This is a genomic window from Mycobacterium sp. E2733, from assembly GCF_001667585.1.
Taxonomy (GTDB): domain Bacteria; phylum Actinomycetota; class Actinomycetes; order Mycobacteriales; family Mycobacteriaceae; genus Mycobacterium.
Genome location: NZ_LZJZ01000113.1, coordinates 1 through 2,945, shown reverse-complemented (window position 1 = coordinate 2,945; position 2,945 = coordinate 1). Strand labels below are relative to the sequence as shown.

General features: G+C 65.1%; 1 protein-coding gene and 1 pseudogene. Both read right to left on the bottom strand.

Going from position 1 to position 2,945, the window contains the following annotated elements:
• Nucleotides 1-661 precede the first annotated feature (661 nt).
• Complete coding sequence (locus tag A5678_RS21360) at nt 662-1,744, bottom strand: IS110 family transposase (protein WP_068046399.1); 1,083 nt, start codon at nt 1,742-1,744, stop codon at nt 662-664.
• A gap of 326 nt (nt 1,745-2,070) precedes the next feature.
• Nucleotides 2,071-2,945, bottom strand: a pseudogene (locus tag A5678_RS27640) (serine/threonine protein kinase); the annotation flags it as partial.

Sequence of the window (2,945 nt, the reverse complement as noted above, 5' to 3'; positions counted from 1 at the left end):
CACCTTCAGGGCCACCACCCGATCCATGGTGGTGTCATAGGCCCGCCACACCTCACCCATCCCGCCGCGACCCAACAACTCGATCAGCCGGTAACGCCCAAACGGCGTGCCCTCGGCCACCGACCCCGGTGTCTGCCCTGGTACCATCCGCTCGCCCCTCATCGACGAAATTCGCCGCACCCGGTGCGCTGATCACCGCAACGATCAACGCCAGCTGGGACTTCTCATTCTCGTGCCGCGTCGAGGCTGGGCGTAGGGCCACTTGTCCCCGCCTGCCAGGAGCATTGGTCCCTGACGCAGGGCGGCGACCCGCGCCGGCATCGCCTGCACCGACTCGTGTCGCAGAACAAACAGCTGATATGTAGGCACTGTTTGTCAATAGGCAGGTGAAAGCCGCCTCGGTGGTGCCGGGGCGGCTTTCCTTTGATCGGTGTCTGCCAGGTTCGTGGCGGTCGTTGGTCAACGACGGTGGTGTCAGACTGATATGCGCGGGTTGGGTACCGCAAGACGATGGTTCGGCGCGAACGGTGGTTGCTCTCTAGAGACCGGGCGTCGCATCACGATTCGGTGAATCATGTTGCTGCTCATAGCTGTAACGCAGATCCCGTTCGCCTACCTCGCCGTGGCCCAAGCCGACACCGACCAAGTCACTTTTCAGCGGTCACTGCAAGGTGGCCAGTGACCAACACCAACCGGCCAATTCGCGGGCGATGGCGACATTGGCTACAACGTGAGGCTTTTTGCGTTCGATGAAGCGACACCACTGCTGGTGCAGACGGCGGTTGCCGGCATGTCCGCGTGCCTTGAGCGCTGGATCGACCTTGGCCCACCGTGCCCGCATCGTCGGGCCAGGGTTGCGATAGGACGCCCGGTGATGCCAAGCCGCCTCGATCAACAATCTGCGCACGTGAGCATTGCCTGCCTTGGTGATCGATCCCTGCACCCGCGATGTTCCCGAGGAGTATTCGGTGGGAACTAAGCCGACATAGGCGCCGATCGAGGAACCGGTGAACCGGTTCCAGTCACCGATCTCTACGGTCAAGGCCAGTCCAGTCAGCGCCGAGATCCCACGCAAACAGCCCAGCCGATTGACGGTGTCGGCGAACCGCGGCAATGCCGCGACCTCGAGGATTTGGGTGTCGAGACGATCACGGGCTGCGGTGGCGTTCAAGACCGCATCGAAGTGGTGATCGAAAGCCGCCCCGGTATGCCGGTCATCGAAACGCTGCCGACGAAGCCAGATTTCGTGCACCCCAGTCCAGGCCTGCCCACCGGAATACACCCTGCCTTGGCGCAGCAGCAGTTTGGACAGCCGGTGGCGCACCCGCATCAGATCCGCCCGGGCGTCCTCACGGGCCCGCACCAGATCCCGCGCTGCTTCCACCTCCCGCTCGGGCACGCTCACCGCAGTAACCTCGCCCAGCCGCAGCAACCGGGTCAGGTGCGCAGCGTCACGGGCATCGGTCTTGACCCGATCCCCGGCCGGGCGGATCAACTTCGACGGCGCAGCGACCGTGCAGTCGATATGCGCCTCAGCCAACGCGCGTGCCAGCCCAAACCCGGTGGGACCGGCCTCATAAGCCACCCGCACCGGAGCGCGGAGCTGGTTAAGCCAGCCCAGGATCTCACCGTGATCCGGGCATAACCGTGCCCGCTCGACACGTCCTGTTTGCTCATCCACGGCATGCGCAACCACCGAAAGTGCGTGCACATCCAACCCGACACTCGTACCGTTGAAACTCACCGGAGGCCTCCTGGTCTGCAACTGTGGCTCTACCGGAGCGAGTGTTCACCCGCCACCGGCAACCCACGACCGTTTGCAGCCCGAGGCCTTCGGCCACGAGTCAGCCTCCATACCGTCTAGTTGTTGGGTTCAGAACAGGGCACTCGGCTCGCCGGAAACTATTCCACCGCAACCGCAACCGCGAACAGCGCCCGCGACCCAGACTCCCTGGCTGCATGCCCGGCCAAAATCGACGAGCCAGCAGAAGACGGGTCCACGTTATGGCCGGGCCCGCTGCGCTTGGGTCGCCAGCCTTCGTGAGCAGAAGCCCCAGAAAGGGTGACTTTCTAGTCGCCGGTGCGCTCAAACTTGTCGTCGAAATCGATTTGGCCGACCTTGCAGCCGGTCTGTTCCAGGTGGGCGTGCGCCGTCAGCACCGTGATCGGATCCCGGGGCGGTTGCGGCAGCGGATACCGCGCGGTGACGTTCATGTGGTATGTGCCGCCGCCCGGACACGGCTTGTCGAACTGGTGGTCGTAGGCCCACGTCCCGCCGCCGAAGACCAGTGCACTAGCAGCGTCGGGGGAGTGGAAGTAGCTCATGCACCGATCGCCGGTGCGCAGACAGTCGGTGCGGACCGCGAATTCGTAATCGTGTGTCTCCCCGTTCGCGAAGGTTATTGTCTCGTGGTAGTGGCCGTGCAGCGCTTCGGCCGCCGACACCACCCGCGGCGGCTGGCCGGCCGGGTCGGGCAGGCTGGTGACGTCGACATCTGCGGTGCGGGTGAAGCTCACGGCCCGCTTGTTTCCGCAGTTATTGCTGGCCGTCGAGCTGTAGTCGCCGGACAGGGTGCCGTCGGGACGGGGCTCCAGCGTGAACGCCTCCCAGCGTTCGGTTGGAGTGTTGCCGCAGGTTCCGGGGCCGAGGCCGACGGCCAGCCAGCGCCCGCCAATCTCGTCGAACACCAACGTGGACACGAGTGTGGTGTCGCCGCTGCGCCGTGCCGCGGTGGCCACGCACCCGCCCGGGCGGCACACCGAGCGCAGGCCCCAGGTTTCCGTCTTCGGCACCGCACCTTCGAACGGTTTGCCGTCGAGATAGGTCTCCGGGTCGAAGTTGGCGGTGTAGATACCGGTGAACGCGGCGGTCGCCTTGTGGTGGTGGGAGGCGTTGACGGCGGCGAAGACACCGCCCGCGATGAGTACCGCGATCACCAGCAGCG